Source organism: Paenibacillus sp. FSL W8-0187 (assembly GCF_037969755.1).
GTDB lineage: Bacteria > Bacillota > Bacilli > Paenibacillales > Paenibacillaceae > Paenibacillus_AQ.
In genome coordinates, this window is record NZ_CP150206.1 from 260,922 (window position 1) to 276,282 (window position 15,361).

Here is a 15,361-nt window from a genome sequence, read left to right on the forward strand (position 1 = left end):
GTGACATGGGATGGCCTTTTTTTGTCTTCAATCGGTTGATTATTAGATTTGCCTCGCTTTGCTTCTTCTGGCTGTGGTCGGCTGTTAGGCTTCCGTGTACCGCACAAACGACAGGATGATATCCTGCGGATGATCTCCGAAACCCGAACCATATAGATTCAGGCCGTTCGGGTGCTCGGCGTCTTTCTTCACTTCAAAGCGGACGCGGATGGGCCGGTTAAAGGCAAGCTCCAGCGAATCGATGGTCGTAGCACTGGATTCGTGGCCATTGACCTGGCTGCCCTGCTTGGTTACGCGCCATTCCGTCAGCATGCCGTACTCACTGCCGCTCCTCCATTTATCCGGGGTGAGTTTCCCCTTGCGATCACCAAAATCACCGGGACTTGTCCAAGTGCCTACAGGGAGGTCGTTGATGCTAACGGTGATGTCGGATGGCCAATCCTGCTGGAAGGAAGGCGCCTCAGAGCTAAGCTCCGCGCGGATGCGGAGCTCATCAAGAGCCGCTCCAGGCGGCATAGGGTTCGCAAAATAATATTCGATATATCCTGATCCCGAGAACCAGAGCAGCGCAGCCTCCGTTCGTTCCGGCATGTAAAAGGCGCGTGGATCGTCAGGCGATCCGATCAGAGAACCGTCCCGAGCTGCCATGCCGCAGGTTGGCTCGATATAGCAGTGGGAGAACATACCGATCGGCATGTGGATTTCTTCCGTGCGCTGCAGCCCCTCGCCGGGCTTCGAGGGGAGTTCGAGAAAAATGGAGCGGCAGGTGACGGCGCAGATTTTTTCCCGATTCGCTCCTTGCGAAGAGACGATCAGATCCGCTTGCTCTAGCATCTGGACATTAATGGATACCGTAGGCTGCGCAATCCCAAGCGCCTCCGCCAACTGACCGACACTCATCGGTTTATCGCCGAGCGCTTCAAGGATGCGAACACGGACATCACTGGATAGGGCCTTGGCTACTTCCACGATCCGGGATGCCGGATAACGGTTGGTTTCCAGCTTCGATTCGTTCATAATCCCCTTCCTTTACTGAAGAGTTGTAGTAGCTCCAAGTGTACAATAAATTCGATGTATTGTAAAAGTATAATGTACATTGCATTTATTATATACAGGTGCTAGAATAGGGGCAAATTCAGAAAAAGGAAAGGTTGTGTTCGCTTCATGAAGACTCCTGTAGCACCCTCCATTCACACGGAAATTCCGCGCGCGGAGTACCCCAGACCGGATTTTGAGCGAAAAGACTGGTTGAATTTGAACGGCCAGTGGTCGTTCCGGCTCGATACGGAAGGATCAGATGAGGTACGACAGCAAGCGGGTACGAGTACCGGTGATGACACTACTGCCTTACAGGGCGGAGACGCTAGCCTTTTTACCTCAGAGATTACGGTGCCGTTCTCTTGGGTTAGTCCCTTGTCCGGGATTGAGCGTAACGAGAAGGGGGTTGGCTGGTATCGTCGGTCCGTGAAATGGGAGCCGGCGAAGAAGCAGTCCCGAATCTTTCTGCGGTTTGGCGCCGTCGATTATCTGTGTGATGTATGGGTCAATGGCAAGCATGTCGGCTCGCATCAAGGCGGCTACGGAACCTTTGAATTTGACGTGACAACGGTGTGGGATTCGGCAAAAGATAATACGATCGTTGTGCGTGCAGAGGACTTCGACCATAATTACCAAGCCCGCGGGAAGCAGGGGTATGGTGAGATCCGGGGCATTTGGCAGCCAGTTTGGCTGGAGGCCCGGCCGCAAACCTACATGGAGCAAGCCATCTTTACGACTTCTATTGACGGTCAGATCGAGTTGAAATCCAAGATCCAGGCTCAAGAAGCAGGCGTAGCGACACTCCAACTCTCGTTTGCGGAGGGCTCGGTTACGCATCAGGTGGAGTGGGAGCTGCAAGAAGGCGCGAATGAACGGACAACGGTATTCCAAGTCCACGAACCGCGGCTGTGGAGCCCCGAAACCCCTCATTTATACGAAGGGGAGCTGCGCCTGGCGGGTTCCTCGGGCGAGGATGTCGTCCATACTTATTTTGGCATACGCGAGATCGGAACGGCGAAGTTTGATGGACGGGATTATCGCTGGATTACGCTCAACGGAAAGCCGGTCTATTTAAACGGGACGCTGGACCAATCCTACCACCAGACAGGATTTTTCACCTATCCGACGGATACGGAGATGCGGGACGAGATCTATCTGATGAAACGGCTTGGACTGAACTTCGTGCGAATTCATATCAAACCGGAGGAGCCTCGCAAGCTGTATTGGGCGGATAAACTCGGGATTCTGGTGATGGAGGATATGCCATGCTTCTGGGGGAATCCGGATGAAACGGCACGTTCTGCTTATGAACGCGAGGCGCTGGAAGTGATTGAACGGGACCGGAATCATCCGTCGATTTTTTCATGGGTCATGTTTAACGAAACTTGGGGACTCCGTACCGACAGTAAAACGACGGGTTTAACGGGCGGAGAGGAGCAGCACAGCTACTATCTTCCGGAGACGCAGGAATGGGTAAGGGAGAAATACAGATGGGCCAAGGAGCTGGACCCGACTCGGATTGTGGAGGACAATTCTCCATGCGCTTACGATCATGTGGAGACGGATATCAACACGTGGCATTTTTACATCAATGGGTATGAACCGCTGCGCAATCATATCGAGGAGATTGTCCAGAAGACTCATCCGGGATCCGAACATAACTATATCGGCGGCAATCAGCAAGGCGATGCTCCGCTCATGAACAGCGAATGTGGAAACGTGTGGGGAATTGACGGAGGAGCCGGGGACAGCGATCTCGCGTGGCATTACCGTTACATGCTGAACGAATTCCGGCGCCATGATAAGCTGTGCGGTTTCGTATTTACGGAATTCCGTGACGTGACAAACGAATTCAACGGCTACTACCGTCTGGATGGGACGGACAAAAAATTCGGGTATGAGGATTTTGTGCCGGGCATGACGATCGCCGACCTGCACACGCCAGACTTCATCGTGATTGACGCACCGCCTTGCCAGACGCTGGAGCAAGGGGCTGAGGCCGTCATACCGCTGCTGCGCTCCAGTTATTCGGATCAATACCATGGACAGAAGCTTATTCTGGCTTGGGAATTATCCTATGATCAGCTCGGAACGAAGGTTGTCGCTGATCAAGGGACCTTGGAAGTGGCCTGGGACGGCTACGGTGTTACGCCACTAACGGAATTGAAGCTTCGCATGCCGAAGACCGATGCGGTTGCGATCCTCGGAGTTCGTCTCTTGAATGCTGCGAACGGTGTGGTAACGCGCAACTTTACAACGTTTGATGTGCGTGGAGGACAGGGACAGGGGAACGATGGAGTGGAAGGCAAAACCGTAAGCATCCCGGTTAACACATTCCGTAAACAAAGCTTCGCCTATATGTGGGAGGCCCTTCAAGGCTCCAAAGTGAATGGCGGCGGAGAAGGCCGATTCGTCTATGAGGTGCAGCTGCCAGATCATGACGAACAGCCGCTGATCCGCGATATCGAGATTTTCTTCGAGGCTGGCGCGAAACGCTTATTAGCCAGAAATATCGAGGGTGCACGGCATCGCACGCACGGAATCGACTTTATGCACGGGGCGTCGGCAGACGTGGAGTATAACCCAAGCACTTATTATATGACGGATGAAGAGCTGCATGAATCCCGTGTATCCGTGTGGGTGGACGATGTCCAAATCGGCGAGGCTGTGCTCACGGATGATCCGGCCGATAGCCGAGGCGTTCTGTCGTGGCACTATCAGCCGGTCAACAACCTTCTGGAAGAAGCTGGTTCGTATGGATACTTGTGCCAGTCGCAGGTACCGGGGAGACTCGCGGCAGAGCTTGACCGCAAGCGCAGCTTCAGACTGGAGCTGCGGGCCGAGGAGGGCGGCATCAGTCTGTACGGACGGAATGCGGGCCGCTATCCGATCGATTTGTTGGTACGGTGCCGGTGATCATGGCAAATACAAACCATTAATGTAGAGTATAATACGAAGTGGGCTGTCCATTTGTAGTGAATAACTACGTGCCGGGCAGCCCATTTTTTATGGGGATTTTTCGTCTCGATGGTCCTAAGGTTGGAAATATGGTGTTATCTGATATTCTCGCCTTCTTTGAAAATAACGCCGCTCTCTTTTCTTACTTAGTCTGTGCGTGCAATTATTTCAGTAAAAAAACTCGCTTGGCCTAGATGGACGCCCTAATCCCAATCCATATAAAAATTCACCACGAGCTTTTCTTGCCCACAATCAGGACAATCTAGTGCTGTGTTTTGGAGATACTCTAAAGGCTTTGATGGCATTGGAGCTGTACAGCGCGGACATACGTAACGGTTCGTATACGTTTGAGAATCTGATCTCATATGTAAATATGGTTCATTTAGTAGATAGCGGCACTTCTGACATACATACAGACCATCAAAGCAGTCAAAAGTCGAATCCTTCTCATGCATAAACTCTCTGATTCGTTGTCGACCGACATCCTCCTTATACCATTCTAAGATGGAAATCAAATTAATATATTGAAATCCAATACCTAAAAACACCTCTTGATTATAAGAGCAGTGACCACAGCTCAATTTACACGCCTCTCCCATAAACTTAACCACCAATCAAGAATAATCTTGTATAAGATGTCAACTGATTTTTCTAATAACTATTTTTCTATACATCCCTTTCAGCATGACGGGTTTATCTTCTTCTATAATTAAATTTTTATTATTTCTTAGGTACAACGCTTCAAAATTCAATCCAATATCTGTTCCTAAGACTTTAATGAGTGGTCTAAACAACTTTTTTGATAACGAGAGTTTATTGTTACTAGGGGTAAATTTATCGAAAATAACGATCCTTCCTTCTTGTTTTAAAACTCTACCCATTTCTTGAAAACACTTGTCAGCATCAGGTACTACGGAAAGAATTAGACTTCCAACCACATAGTCAAACGACATATCGTTGAATGCCATATTTTGAGCGTCCATTTCTAAAAACTTAATGCGAGAATTCTTGAATTTCGCTCTTGCTTTTCTCAACATATCTGGTGAGAAATCTATAGCCGTTATATCTAAATCATAATGGTTCAATAACTCTAAATCAGCTCCTGTACCAACACCGACAAAAAGTATCTTTTGTGTGTTATTGAAGGGGGTCTCTTGGAATATTTGTTTTCGTGTCTGGAGAAAAATGCTTGAATTGAAAATTTTATCATAAATGGGTGACCAGATTTTATAAATAATTTTATTCCAGTTGTTATTCATTAGTTGGTTCTCCTGAATGTGATTAATGTTACTTCTGACAATCAAGGGGCTAATGCACGTAGCGGAGTTTTCGATATTCCTTTATGTATTCCATGCTTTGATTCATATAACAATTTCACCTAACATTCTTGAATTCACGACGCCGAGAGCCTTAGAGCGCTGCTCTTAAGCTCGCATATGTGTCCCGGCATACGTTTTCTCGCTCTATTCTTCCGGGACCGAGGGTCGCTAGGACCGCAGCATGAATGCGGTGTTATCTGATTTAAATACGCTCTTCGATTAAGCTGCGTTTTTCTTTTAGTATAAGTTTAATGGAATTCGCTTTCGCGGCCATTTGTTTATGTACTGTAATAATGCAATCAAGGCGGGTAAGTTTTTCTCTGAGTTTAATATTATTAGGCTCGTCTTCTAACTGAGCCATAATGGAAAAGAACTGTGGGACCTCCCACACACTTCTTAGGGCAGTGCTTAAACAGAATCCATACCTCACTAATCTTATGTCACCCTGCCATCCCATATCTCGCAACCCCTCCAGGTATGCATTATATAAAGAGTTCTGAAACTTCATATATTGGTCAGGCGGAATAATTCCAAGACTCATGTTCACCCCGAATAACTTACCCAAGTCTTCGCCAATACCGGATATACTCATGAACTGCCAGTCAATTAGAACGAGTTGACTTTCGCTCTCTTCTTTTTTAACGAGAAACATATTCATCTGGCTCATGTCTTGATGTGCCAATACACGCGGCAGCTGTTGGAGCGAGTCTATTGAAGAGTCAATGTTACCGAGCAGATCTTGATACCAAGCCCAAGTACTTCGCACATTGTCTGTAGCTATTCGACTTACATACTCCTCCACATTAGGAGCATACATGCGGCATGCAATCGACCATGATTTGAGCCAAGCCCTGCATATCCACTCATGTTCAGGCATCATTTTTATTCCTTTAAGATAGGCCCCATTAAAACGGCCTAATTGTCGGGCGATATATGAAAATTGCTCAACTGTTTTTGCGTATTCGCCCTTAATATATTCCATCCAGATCCATATGGTACCATCTTGTTGTTCTTCAACCAAATAGCTCTCTGCACCATAAATAGAATCGGGAAGTTCTCTTAAAACTCCTGACTCAAATACAAGTGCTTCACGTCTCCAGTAGTTGTGATGTTCAAAGTTATCTTTCTCGGGTGTGTCTGGCTTAATGATTTTTAAGATAACGCACCACGGCTTCAATTCGTTATATAGCTTTACCAACCCATGCAAACGAAATATACCAGAGGTTGTGAAGTTTGGAGTCTTATAACCAATATCATCACAAGTTATTGACACAAGTTCAGCAGTTGAATTTCCATGTATAGATTCAATACAAGCGTTGATCTGGTCAATCTTATCCTCTATAGGTATGTTGGAATTATTCTTCAATATAATTTCTGAGTGCATTTAATCTATCCCTTTATTTAATTTTTACTTGCATTGATTTTAGATAATGTTTTCTCTACGAATTCACCCATTTCCCACATAGAACCCAATGGTCAAATTCGTCTAATGCACATATACAGTATATTAGACGAAGAGGAGGCCAATCCTGCTCCATCTCCGACAAGATTGCTTCACATGAAAATCAAGCCCTTATAAAAAAGCCAGCGTCATCCCAATGGTTGGATAACGCTGGCTTCTTTTGCCTGTCTTCCGACTAACCTGTTTCACCGCTTCTTCCAGAACAGCTGCAGCGCCATCTTCGCGCACCATAGGGAGAACAGCAGGAACAGCAGCGCCCAGACGAAGGCCGGGAGCACGGTCATGTTAGCCAGGTTGGAGGCGTCGCCCGCTTGCTTGGGCTGGGTCAGCGCCATGGTCAGGAGGGTTAGCGGACCGACTACAGATTCTTCCAGCACGAGAAAGGCGAGCAGCAGGTAGTAGAAATTACGGACCTTCTCGCCAAGGAAATAGAAGATCAGATTCACGATCATAAAAATAATGAGCCACCATAATCCATAGCCGGCGCGTACGAAGAAAATGATCATGATGAGGGCAAGCACGGTAATGGTGATCAGGCCGGTGTCCTGTTTTTTCTTGGCATAGCCGTAGAACATCAGAATGGCGAACAAGGATGCCGACATATAGCCTGCAAGCGAGACCACAATCGGACTCCAGCCACCGGAAGCCAGCATGGAATAGGTCACGCCGCTGTGATCGGGATTCAGCTCGATGCTGAGCACCCGTCCCGACATGAGAAGGGTCATGACGGCATGCCCCAGCTCATGGATCATCGTATCCAGGATACGGAACCAGGAAGAGAAGGGGATCAGTCTTGTCAGAATAGCCGCACCCACTAGAAATAACAATGCTTTCAGCCATTTATTCATTCGAAGGTCCTTTCAGCATAAAGTCATTCGCTAGACTATCATTCCGTCCATTATAATACAGATGAGAAACATGTGAAAATCGATTAGTCCCTATAGGTTAAATGGTATAATTGAAGTTGTGACGGAGGTTCATATTCGATGAAAAACGATAAGCCTAACAACGACAATCACATAGAACATATAAGACATACTACGCTCGTGAATGACCAAGGGATTCGTTTTGCTGAATTTGAGCTGGCCGGCGACGAGCAGGACGTCTCGTTACCGGACAAGCCATCAGATCATCAGGGGCAGGAACCCGTTGATTCTGCTGCCAGAGCGAAGGAATCCCTGATTGTGAAGCCGCAGGAGCCGCTGGATATGAATTGGGGCGAGGACTTCCGCTACGTGACCAAGGAGCAGCAATTCGTGCAAAAGGCAAGGGAGCTCGCATGGCATGTAGAGGGAGAGGCCCCTTTTGTAGCTTTCAAAAGCTATTGGCCGACCTACGACCAGATGGCCAGCGACCAGTTCAAATGGTATTTTTACTGGCGGGAGGAAGTAAGGTCCGGGCGGTACCCGGATACGGACTTATCCTATTTGTTTGTCTATTTTTACGAGCTGATCCATGGCGTGGGCTGGAGCGATCCCCTGCAGGGCTATGCATTGATGGAGCAGGCGTGGACGGCCTACCGGAAGCGTTATGCCAAGCTGGATACGTACCTGCGGGAGTGGCTATATGATTTTATGATCGTGCATGGTCTGGATATGCCGATCCGGGAAACGTATCAGCGCTTCCCGCGCGTCTTGTCCGCTGAGCTGAAGGAGAAGGAATGGAAGCGTCGGTTCTCTCTCCAGCCCGTGGAGCTATCATGGGAGCTGCTGCTGGATTTGCTGGATTATGACGTGGAGAAGAGCCGTTTTTACCAGGAGAATGGCCGCAAGGACCTGGAACAGTACGCCCCGAAGGTGATTGCACTCGTGGACAGTTACTTAGCCAAAATGAAGGGGCAGCGCTTCATCGACCGCTTTCAGCCACGGCCCCGGCAGGTGAAACGGCATTTATTCCGCAGCGCGGTGTACGATCATGGGTTATACGGGCGAAACGTCGTGCTGACGGTGGTATCCTTAAGCGAGTACGCTCCTCTGCGCTCCTATATAACGGGGCTGGTTCGCTTGACCGAGAATAAGCTGCGGGAATTGAGAGGCTTTAAGGGACGGCTGCGCGGCCAGGATGCGGTTGAGCCCGAAGTGGAAGAGATCGTCACCCGTTATCTGAAAAAAGAGGTTCAGGAGCAGCTGGAGGCTCAGCGCAAACAGGCGATACCGGAGGTTCAGATCGACACAGGGAAGCTGCACAGATTACAGCGGGAGTCGGACCAGGTCCGCGACATGCTGCTTACGGAGGAAGCCGGGCAGCAGGCTGAGGTGATCAACAGCCAGCCGGTACCGGAGTCTGCTCCGTCAGTTGGAGCCTCTCCAGGCCACTCCGAAGATGCGGGAACAAGCACTAACATGGCTTCGCCTTCCAAAGGCCGTTCCTCCCGAAAATCGGCGGCGAAGAAACCGGACGTGTTCCAAGCTGTGATGGATTTTGATGCGGACCCTTATGAGCCGGGCGCCATAGAGGTGCGTGAACAGCTTGACGATGCAGATGTCATCGTTCGTTCCGTGAACACGGAGCAATCAGAATCAGAAGTAACTAACGGAAGGTCTATGGAGCCATCAGGGAACACTGATGATCGCTCAATGCAATCCATGGGCCCTCTAGATGAACATTCATCTGAGGCTGGGGGTATCCATGTTATAGACCCGCACGTCGTAGATGAAGAGGCCTTTACAATGATGCCTACAGTAGGAGAGCAGTCGTGGCAATGGGAGGTAGAGGATGAGGAATGGCAGGAGCTCGCAGAGCGTCTTAATCCCATCCACCTGGAAGTTCTCCACGCCCTCAAGGCGGGACCGAACCGGCCGGGGCTGCAGCAAATTGCGGAGAAGGCCGGTTCTATGCCGGCGTTATTGCTCGATGAGATCAATGAGGCCGCGATGGATACCATCGGTGATCTTCTGATCGATGGTGAGGCCATTACGGATGATTATATAGATATGCTGGAAACATTGAAGTCCGTATAACCGGACGGATTGAAATCGATTGGACTCGTTATGCTTGTAAGATGCTTGAAAGAGGTGGAACTATGACGAAACTAAAAATACCGAAACGGCTCACAACGGCCCTCGTAAACTCTTTAACGGCAGGGGTTGTGCCGCGGGTGGGGCTTGAGTTCATCGCCGTCGGCCGGAAGCCGGAGGTGGAGTCGATCCTGCGCGATATGGATAATATCGCCGAGGGCGGCGCTGCTTTCCGCCTGATTACGGGCCGTTACGGAAGCGGCAAAAGCTTCCTGCTCCAGATCATCCGCAATTACGCGATGGACCGCGATTTCGTGGTGGCGGATGCGGATCTTTCGCCGGAGCGGCGGCTGGTAGGTACGAAAGGGCAAGGGCTTGCCACTTACCGTGAGCTGATGACCCATCTGTCCACGAGGACGCGTCCGGACGGGGGCGCGCTGGAGGCCATTTTGCAGAAATGGATCGCCGGGATCCAGCAGGACATCATGCAGGAGACGGGTATGCGCCCGGATGATCCTGCCCTGAACGATCGGGTGGAGCTGCAGATCTATGCGGTGACCAACGGCATGCAGAATCTGGTGCACGGGTTTGATTTTGCGAAGGTGCTGGCTGCTTACTGGAACGGCTATAAGCTTGGTGACGATGACCGCAAAGGGGCAGCGCTGCGCTGGCTCCGCGGGGAAGTCCCGACGAAGACGGAGGCGCGCAAGGACCTTAGCGTTGGGGTCATTATCGATGACGACAACTGGTACGAGTATATGAAGCTGTGGTCGGAATTCACGGCTGCCATCGGTTATAAGGGATTGCTGCTGTTCATAGACGAAGGGGTGAACCTCTACAAAATCACCAACAGCGTGTCCCGCCAGAGCAACTACGAGAAGCTGCTGACCATGTTCAACGACACGATGCAGGGCAAAGCGGAGCATTTGGGCATCTATATGGGCGGAACGCCGCAGTTTGTCGAGGATGAGCGACGGGGACTGTTCAGTTATGACGCGCTGCGCTCCCGCCTGATTGACGGGCGTTACGGCAGTGGTTCGCTGAAAACCTACACCTCGCCCATTTTGAAGCTGGACATGCTGTCGTATGAGGAGATTTTGATCCTCCTGCAAAAGCTGCGGGATATTCACGCTCTGCACTTCAAATATGAAGCGCAGTTAACGGATGATCAGCTGATCGCGTTCATGCAGACGGCCGTGAATCGGCTGGGAGCTGAGGAGCTGCTTACCACCCGCGAGGTGGTGCGGGATTTCATGGATCTGCTGCATACGCTGCATCAACATCCGGAGGCCACGTTTGAGGAGCTGTTAGGCGAGCGTGCCGCAGTGCTGCCGCAAGGCAAAGGGGCCAATGATACCAATTCGGATGATCTGGACGATCTGCTGGCGGAGTTTGAGTTATGAGTACGAACCCTTTTTCCAGACTGGCCCCGTTCATTCAGGAGTTCATCTATAAAAAAAGATGGGACACGCTTCGCGAGGCGCAGGTGGAAGCCTGCCGCGTCCTGTTTGATACGCCGAATCATCTGCTGATTGCTTCGGGCACGGCATCGGGCAAGACCGAAGCCGCGTTCTTCCCGGCGCTGACGGAGCTGTACAACCTGCCTTCCAGCTCGGTCGGGATTCTGTATATTGGGCCGCTTAAGGCGCTGATTAACGACCAATTTGAACGTATCACCGATTTGTTGAAGGAAGGCCAGGTGCCGGTATGGCATTGGCATGGTGATGTGTCCCAGGCTGAGAAAACCAAGCTGATGCAGAAGCCGTCCGGCGTGCTGCAGATTACGCCCGAGTCGCTTGAAGGGCTGCTGATGAACCGGCCGAACGCCATCCCGGCGCTGTTCCAGGATCTGCGGTATGTCATCATTGACGAGGTTCATGCCTTTATGGGGGCCGACCGCGGCATTCAGGTGCTGAGCCAGCTGACCCGGATCGAGCGGATGGCTTCCTGCTCGCCTCGCCGTATCGGGTTGTCAGCAACGCTTAGCGACTATGAGACCGCAGCCGGCTGGCTGGGTGCGGGCACGAAGAACGCGGTCGAAGTCATCGCCCCGCAAGGAGGACGGAAGCTGCGGCTGTCGGTCGAGCATTTCTCCTTCCCGGATGCGCGGGATGAGAAGCAGGCGGAGCAGTTGGAGCTTGCGCGCAAAGCCTATTACGACTTCGTATACGACAACACGCATCTGAAAAAAGCGCTGGTCTTCACGAACAGCCGCTCGGATGCCGAGCTGACCACGCTCGAGCTGCGACGGATTGCAGCCAAGCGCGAGCAGCGGGATGTCTTCCATGTGCACCATGGAAGCATCTCCGCGATGCTGCGCGAGGAAGCCGAGGCCGCGCTCCGCGAAGGCCCGGGGCCAGCAGTTGCGGCTGCCACCCTGACGCTGGAGCTCGGTATCGATCTCGGCGAGCTGGAGCGGGTGATCCAGCTTGGCGCGCCGTACAGCTGCTCCAGCTTCGTTCAGCGGCTCGGCCGCTCCGGCCGGCGCGGGGATCAGGCCTCCGAGATGATGTTCCTCTGTCCGGAGGACGAGGACGAGGAAGCCATGCTGCCTGCACGCATGCCATGGATGCTGCTCCGGGCCATTGCCGTCATTGAGCTGTATATTCGCGAGAAGTGGGTCGAACCGCTGGCCCTGCGGAAGAAACCGGTGGGCGTGCTTTACCATCAGACGATGAGCACACTCAAGAGCATGGGCGAGGCTGAACCGCCGGATTTGGCGAGAGCGGTGTTGACGCTGCCGGCTTTCCGCGGCATTGAGCCGGAGGAATATAAGGAGTTCTTGCAGTATTTGCTCCAAACGGACCATATCCAGCGGACTGAAGAAGGCAGTCTGATCATCGGCCTTGGCGGGGAGAAGATCGTGAACAACTACCGCTTCTATGCGGTGTTTAAGGACGATGAGGAGCATGTCGTCTATAACGGGTCCGAAGAAATCGGATCGATTACGACCGTGCCGCCGCCGGGCTACTGCTTCTCGCTCGCGGGCAAGCTGTGGAAGGTGGAGGAAGTCGATACGAAGCATAAGGCCCTGTATGTGAAGTCGGCCAAAGGGAAGGTCGATACCTTGTGGCTTGGTGCAGGCGGCGATGTGCATACCCGCGTGGTGCAGAAGATGCGTGAGGTGCTGGCCGACAGCGCTATCTATCCGTATCTGGCGCCGGGCGCGGTGAATCGACTGGAACGGGCTCGTCGTCTCGCCCGGGAAAGCGGACTGCTGAAGCAGGTGGTCATACCGGCGGGCGGCGACTCCCTGTTCATCCTGCCTTGGGCGGGCAGCAAACAGTTCCGCACGCTGGAACGATTGCTGAAGCGTAATCTGTCCGAGCGGCTGGCGCTGCGCTCCATCGTGCCGATGGAGCCGTATTATATGGTTGTCGCGGGTAAGGTCGATAATAAGACGCTGATGGAGGAAATTAAGAAGGAACTGATGGATTGTGAGGACGCTGGCGCGCTCCTCGATCCGGATGAAGCGCCGTATCTCGGCAAATATGACGAGTTCGTTCCGCCGAAACTCGTTCGCACCGCTTTTGCCGCCGACGGATTGGATCTGGAAGGACTGGCTGAGGTGCTGGGAATGGCATATGGAGCAGCAGGAAGGGGAGCTATGGATGTGTGACAAGGAAGAAGTACTTCCTGGTGGCAATGTGAACGAAGTGGTACGTATCGGAAATAACGTTCACCGTACGACTAAATGGAGTTCCTCCGTGCATGACTTGCTCCGACACTTGGAGAAGCAGGGCTTTGAAGGCGCCCCCAAGTTCATAGGTATTGATCATAGCGGTCGCGAGATCTTGTCCTTCATTCCTGGAGAGGTGCCGGGAAACCAATATCCTGATTTTAAGCCCTATATATGGTCGGACCAGGCCCTTATCCAGAGTGCAGCGTTGTTACGGCGTTATCATGACGCCGTACAAGGCTTTGCAGCAACTTCAATCCAACCGGAGGCTGCGCATAACTCTCAGGCTTCGGAGGAATGGGACGATGAAGTGATCTGTCACAATGATGCCGCTTTGTACAATATCGTGTTTAGAGACGAAGTACCGATTGCGCTGATCGATTTTGATTTGGCTGCGCCAGGTCCACGAATCTGGGACATGGTTTATATGCTGTACACCTCAGTCCCGCTAGCAAGCTTTGCAATAGATTCCACTACAGGGACATCGATACCTTATCGATCCGAATACCATGCAGCGGATCGCACTCACAGAATATCGCTGTTCTTTAAGTCTTATGGTGTAGCACCACCTCCCAACATGAAAGTTTGGACTATAAGACGCATCGAGGCATTATGCGATACACTTACAACCGGTGCGGCACAAGGCAACAAGGCATACCAGAGAATGATCGATGAGGGGCATGTGGCCCATTACGAAAAAGAGATTCAATTTCTGCAGGCACACTTTGAAGAGTGGTACCGATGAAGGGTACCGCTTTGAAGAGTGCCTGCTTTTTCAATATGTCTGACTACCGAGGGGTGGGACTAATCGAAAAAATATTTGAAACCCCTTCCAAAAAAGCATTGTGTTCACCTCACATGTATGGTAACTTATGTACATAAAAACGTTTTTATCGCAAAGGAAGAATGGAATGGTTATATGGGCAAAGTAACAATCAAGGATGTGGCAAGAGAAGCCGGAGTCTCCATTTCTACGGTTTCGAATGCATTAAATGATGTAGATGTATTAAACCCGGAGACCAAATCCCATGTGCTGAAGGTGGCGGAGCGACTCAATTATGTACCTAACCTGAACGGAAAGTTGTTGAAGTCGGGGAAGACCAAGATGCTGGGCTTCTTTACAACAAGCGTGTCAGGGCCTTACTTCTACACATTGGTGGAGTCGATGTCACGGGAATGTGACCGTCTGGGTTATGGATTGAACGTGTTTGTGACAAAGGATAAACAGGTGATTATGAGCAATATTATGGGCGGCCGGGTCGATGGCGTCATTATTTTCGAAGAGCTGAAGATCGACGATAGAGACATCGCCGCCATGGAGAAGGACAAGATAAAGGCCGTTTTCCTGGATCGCGAGGTTCAGAATGAGACGATGGGCAGCATCATATTCGACTCTTACGTAGCCGGTTATGAAGCAACCAAGTACCTGATCAGCCTGGGGCATAAGAAGATCGCCTACATTTCCGGCGTGGATACGATGTTTGACAGCGTGCAGCGGAAGGAAGGGTATCTGGCTGCGCTTAGGGAGTGCCAGTTCCCGATCGACGGAGACTACATACTGCAGGGCTATTTTGAGGAAGAAGGTTCCTATAACGCCGTCAAATCGTTTCTTCACTTACACCCCGGGAAAGTGCCGGATGCTTTTCTTGCCGGTAATGATGTGAGTGCCATCGGCTGCATTCGGGCTCTGAAGTCCCATGGATACGAGGTTCCGCAGGACATCAGTGTCGTGGGCTTCGACGATATCGATATCGCGCAGTATTTTACGCCGCCTTTATCGACCGTACGCAATCAGATTGCCAGACAGGGGATTCTGGTCGTGGATCATCTGGTGCGCATGATTCAGAAGAAAGAGAAGGGCAAGATTCAGAAGCTTCCAGGGGAGTTGGTCGTTCGCGGCTCCAGTCATGTGAAGATGAATCGGAATGAATCGGGTTAAGCGAAGAAA

General features: G+C 51.2%; 10 protein-coding genes. 6 read left to right on the top strand and 4 right to left on the bottom strand.

Going from position 1 to position 15,361, the window contains the following annotated elements; all coding sequences use genetic code 11:
* Nucleotides 1-84: 84 nt before the first annotated feature.
* Nucleotides 85-1,017 carry a helix-turn-helix domain-containing protein gene (locus MKY48_RS01255; protein WP_339269416.1) on the bottom strand — a complete coding sequence of 311 codons (933 nt, stop codon included), beginning with the start codon at nucleotides 1,015-1,017 and terminating at the stop codon, nucleotides 85-87.
* A 147-nt stretch (nucleotides 1,018-1,164) separates the two neighbouring features.
* Between MKY48_RS01255 and MKY48_RS01260 the strand changes: the two genes are divergently transcribed.
* Nucleotides 1,165-3,954 carry a sugar-binding domain-containing protein gene (locus MKY48_RS01260; RefSeq protein WP_339269418.1) on the top strand — a complete coding sequence of 930 codons (2,790 nt, stop codon included), beginning with the start codon at nucleotides 1,165-1,167 and terminating at the stop codon, nucleotides 3,952-3,954.
* A 680-nt stretch (nucleotides 3,955-4,634) separates the two neighbouring features.
* Here the strand turns inward: MKY48_RS01260 and MKY48_RS01265 are convergent.
* From MKY48_RS01265 to MKY48_RS01275, 3 genes are all read right to left on the bottom strand, one after another.
* Nucleotides 4,635-5,255: a class I SAM-dependent methyltransferase gene (locus MKY48_RS01265; protein WP_339269420.1), complete on the bottom strand. Its 621-nt coding sequence runs from the start codon at nucleotides 5,253-5,255 to the stop codon at nucleotides 4,635-4,637.
* A 262-nt stretch (nucleotides 5,256-5,517) separates the two neighbouring features.
* The gene (locus MKY48_RS01270; RefSeq protein ID WP_339269422.1) at nucleotides 5,518-6,699 is read right to left on the bottom strand and encodes a phosphotransferase; all 1,182 of its coding nucleotides are present in this window, start codon (nucleotides 6,697-6,699) and stop codon (nucleotides 5,518-5,520) included.
* A gap of 263 nt (nucleotides 6,700-6,962) precedes the next feature.
* Nucleotides 6,963-7,625, bottom strand: a complete 663-nt coding sequence (locus MKY48_RS01275) for a M50 family metallopeptidase (protein WP_339269424.1) — start codon at nucleotides 7,623-7,625, stop codon at nucleotides 6,963-6,965.
* A gap of 138 nt (nucleotides 7,626-7,763) precedes the next feature.
* On the opposite strand from MKY48_RS01275, the gene MKY48_RS01280 reads away from it, so the two are divergent.
* The 5 genes from MKY48_RS01280 to MKY48_RS01300 all read left to right on the top strand — a co-directional run bounded on the left by MKY48_RS01280 (nucleotide 7,764) and on the right by MKY48_RS01300 (nucleotide 15,352).
* A complete protein-coding gene (locus MKY48_RS01280) occupies nucleotides 7,764-9,737 on the top strand; it encodes a TerB N-terminal domain-containing protein (RefSeq protein WP_339269425.1) in 1,974 nt (657 codons plus the stop codon).
* Nucleotides 9,738-9,799: 62 nt separating this feature from the next.
* Nucleotides 9,800-11,137 carry an ATP-binding protein gene (locus tag MKY48_RS01285; protein WP_339269426.1) on the top strand — a complete coding sequence of 446 codons (1,338 nt, stop codon included), beginning with the start codon at nucleotides 9,800-9,802 and terminating at the stop codon, nucleotides 11,135-11,137.
* Nucleotides 11,134-13,353: a DEAD/DEAH box helicase gene (locus MKY48_RS01290; RefSeq protein WP_339269427.1), complete on the top strand. Its 2,220-nt coding sequence runs from the start codon at nucleotides 11,134-11,136 to the stop codon at nucleotides 13,351-13,353. Before MKY48_RS01285 ends, MKY48_RS01290 begins: the two co-directional genes overlap by 4 nt.
* Entirely contained in the window at nucleotides 13,346-14,158 is an 813-nt protein-coding gene (locus tag MKY48_RS01295; RefSeq protein WP_339292104.1) for a phosphotransferase, read from the top strand. The genes MKY48_RS01290 and MKY48_RS01295 overlap by 8 nt, the downstream gene beginning before the upstream one ends.
* Before the next feature lie 174 nt (nucleotides 14,159-14,332).
* On the top strand, nucleotides 14,333-15,352 hold the full coding sequence (locus MKY48_RS01300; RefSeq protein WP_339269432.1) for a LacI family DNA-binding transcriptional regulator: 1,020 nt from the start codon (nucleotides 14,333-14,335) through the stop codon (nucleotides 15,350-15,352).
* The last annotated feature ends 9 nt before the right edge of the window (nucleotides 15,353-15,361 follow it).

Bases quoted from the DNA above. Each gene is read 5' to 3' on its own strand.
- MKY48_RS01280 (WP_339269425.1), top strand. From the start codon at position 7,764: ATGAAAAACGATAAGCCTAACAACGACAATCACATAGAACATATAAGA.
- MKY48_RS01290 (WP_339269427.1), top strand. From the start codon at position 11,134: ATGAGTACGAACCCTTTTTCCAGACTGGCCCCGTTCATTCAGGAGTTC.
- MKY48_RS01300 (WP_339269432.1), top strand. From the start codon at position 14,333: ATGGGCAAAGTAACAATCAAGGATGTGGCAAGAGAAGCCGGAGTCTCC.
- MKY48_RS01265 (WP_339269420.1), bottom strand. From the start codon at position 5,255: ATGAATAACAACTGGAATAAAATTATTTATAAAATCTGGTCACCCATT.
- MKY48_RS01260 (WP_339269418.1), top strand. From the start codon at position 1,165: ATGAAGACTCCTGTAGCACCCTCCATTCACACGGAAATTCCGCGCGCG.
- MKY48_RS01270 (WP_339269422.1), bottom strand. From the start codon at position 6,699: ATGCACTCAGAAATTATATTGAAGAATAATTCCAACATACCTATAGAG.
- MKY48_RS01285 (WP_339269426.1), top strand. From the start codon at position 9,800: ATGACGAAACTAAAAATACCGAAACGGCTCACAACGGCCCTCGTAAAC.
- MKY48_RS01255 (WP_339269416.1), bottom strand. From the start codon at position 1,017: ATGAACGAATCGAAGCTGGAAACCAACCGTTATCCGGCATCCCGGATC.
- MKY48_RS01275 (WP_339269424.1), bottom strand. From the start codon at position 7,625: ATGAATAAATGGCTGAAAGCATTGTTATTTCTAGTGGGTGCGGCTATT.
- MKY48_RS01295 (WP_339292104.1), top strand. From the start codon at position 13,346: ATGTGTGACAAGGAAGAAGTACTTCCTGGTGGCAATGTGAACGAAGTG.